Raw genomic sequence first — 2618 nt, 5'->3', positions numbered from 1 at the left:
CTCCTGCCACGGGGTATGCCCTGGCTTCCACCAGGCGGAGGTCACCATAGGGGGCATCCCGGATGCCGTGCCACCGGACGTGAACTGGCAGCTTAGCGGTGGGCCGGTAAGCTGGTCATGGGATCCTTTCACCAGCCGCATCACCTTTGAGGTGCAGCCCATGACCCCATTCCCCTTTTCCTTTAATGGCACGGCCACCAACCCCTGCGGCAGCACCCCCTTCACCTTCTGCTTTATCAGCGGGCCCAATTGCCCCCTGAGCAGCTATTCCCTCACCCCCAACCCCGCGGACGAGGAGGTCACCGTCACCAACCTGGCCGCCAAGGACGGGGAGCCGGGCCCAGAGGTGGAAATACAGATCATCAGCCAGTCCTTCGAATCGGTACTTTCCCTAAAAGCCCAAGGCCCAAAGATAAGCGTGCCCACAGGCCACCTTCCCAACGGGCAGTACGTCCTACAGATCTCCGACGAGAACGGCGTGTATAGAAAGCATTTGATCATCCGGCACTAGTGTGACGATTTATAAATAAGCAGACTAATTATGAAGAATAAAACTCTTATTCTACGGAGTATTATGGGAATTAATATATCATTTACCTAATCACCACACTTGCATCCCTAGCCAGCCCTTTCAAAGTCCGGCAACTTTGGAAGGGATTTCTTTGGTCTTGCTGGCTAATTGGCTGATAACCCCGAATGTATTGTGATATACGTTTGCCTGAATTGGAACAAAATATTTAATAATCACGTAATTATATATGGATGTAACCAAACCCTAAAAGATATGCGAAGTCCACCATTTACCAACCCGACCCCATTTAGAAGACAAATTACCAACTTGAGTGTCTGGTTGCTTAAAAATGTCAGGATTCCCAACCATAGCTGCAATGAAAACCCCCTTCTGAAATCCCATAACTAAGTAATGATGTCCCTACACTTACTTGCCCGCTTAGCCGTAGTTCTACCGTTGTTGCTGACCCATTCTGGGTGCCACGGGGATCCAGGGATCAACCCAGAACAACCTCTACAGATCGATATGTATCTTGTAAATGAGTCGGGTTTAATCACCACATCCTTTGAAAAGGGACAAATACCAATAGTTGTTTTGGAAGTAATTAACTATGGTGACGAGGTCAGATTAAATCCAGCCTTTCATTATGGGGAACATATTTTATTATATGTGAAACAGTCTGATAATAAAAAACTTGGCAACTTTTATAAAAATGGCCAGGTAACAAATGAAATTCGGCCTACTAGATTTAAAGGTTACTCAAAAACCTATTTAAAATTTCCTTGGTTGTGGACTTCTGAGATTAGAGCTAAAATAACGGAATCAGATTTGGAAAGCAAAGAAACAACGCAATATTTCCCTGCAAATACTTTTGCTGATCCATTAAATGAGTGTCTGCCAAAAGGAGAGTATGAGGTAAGGCTGGTATTACCTAAAGAATGGGAGGTTTTTGTAAATAAATTGGAAATGGAATTTTATGTTAGATAATGTGAAAGCTTTGAGAAAAGAAGTACACTTTATTTTATTGATTGTTCACATTTATATCCATCCTATAACGACAAAATCCCAAGATGTAAGAATAATCGGAGGGGAAAATATCGATATCAATGAAGCCCCTTGGCAGATATTGTTTGAAATTGGTGGCGAAGATTTATGTGGTGGGGCGATACTTTCTCCAGAATGGATAGTTACAGCAGCACATTGCATTTGTGAAACTGGGGCCAACTCACAAAATTCTCGAATTATTGCAGGAGTAACATTAAGATCCCAAAAAGAAAATGGTCAGGTAAGAGATATTTCCGAAATTACCGTCCATCCTGATTACAATTGTGTGCTAGGAAATAATAATTTTGACAACGATATTGCAATTCTTAGACTAAGTACGCCTCTTAGTTTTAATCAGAATGTTCAGCCAATTGTTCCCTCAACATCTGTGAATATAAACGATGGTTTGCTTAATCCAGGAGTTTTTGGAACAATTACAGGGTGGGGATGGGCTGATGGAAATGGAAACCGTCCTGATAACCTTCAGTCTGCTAATTTGCCAATTATCTCAAACCAAGATGCTATTGATTTGGGTTCACCCGTAACCCCAAATATGATTCCTCTGTTTCAACAGGGTATTGCGGCTGCTCCCGGGGACAGCGGTGGTCCTATGGTAGTTCCAGATAATAACAATGGATTTATTCTTGGAGGAATTTCAAGCTGGGGACATTTTCCTAAAGAAGAAAACCCTACTGTTTACACCCGAATATCAAATTATTGCAATTGGCTTTACCAAAATACTATAACGTTAGAATCCCCCGACTACCTCTGTTCCTCCACGTCATTTATCCTGCAAAACCCTCCCCAAGGGGCCAGCGTCTCCTGGACCGCAACCCCAGCCAACCTGTTCAGTTCCTCCTCCGGCTCAGGCACTACGGCGAACCTCAGCCCGGCCAGTGTACACAACAGGGGCTTCGGCACCATTACCTTTCAAGTGGAAACCGACTGCGGGGAGGTGGAAATACCCAAAACGGTATGGGTGGGCACCCCCTCCTTTACCAACCCCACCGTAAACGGCGACCCTTATATCACAGGTTCCTGCCACGGGGTATGCCCGGGCTTC

General features: G+C 44.8%; 3 protein-coding genes. All 3 read left to right on the top strand.

From position 1 onward, the window contains the following. Nucleotides 1–511, top strand: a 511-nt coding sequence (locus tag DB520_RS26115; RefSeq protein ID WP_157972267.1) for a T9SS type A sorting domain-containing protein, incomplete at its 5' end; no start/stop codon positions are given. Between the two features lie 411 nt (nt 512–922). Further along, nucleotides 923–1498: a hypothetical protein gene (locus tag DB520_RS26110; RefSeq protein ID WP_157972266.1), complete on the top strand. Its 576-nt coding sequence runs from the start codon at nt 923–925 to the stop codon at nt 1496–1498. Next, the coding region (locus tag DB520_RS26105) for a S1 family serine peptidase (RefSeq protein WP_157972265.1) at nt 1488–2618 on the top strand (1131 nt) is incomplete at its 3' end. The genes DB520_RS26110 and DB520_RS26105, both read left to right, overlap by 11 nt.

Origin of the sequence: Pleomorphovibrio marinus, from assembly GCF_003347495.1 — a bacterium.
Lineage (GTDB): Bacteria > Bacteroidota > Bacteroidia > Cytophagales > Cyclobacteriaceae > Pleomorphovibrio > Pleomorphovibrio marinus.
This window is presented reverse-complemented; position numbering and strand designations above follow the sequence as displayed.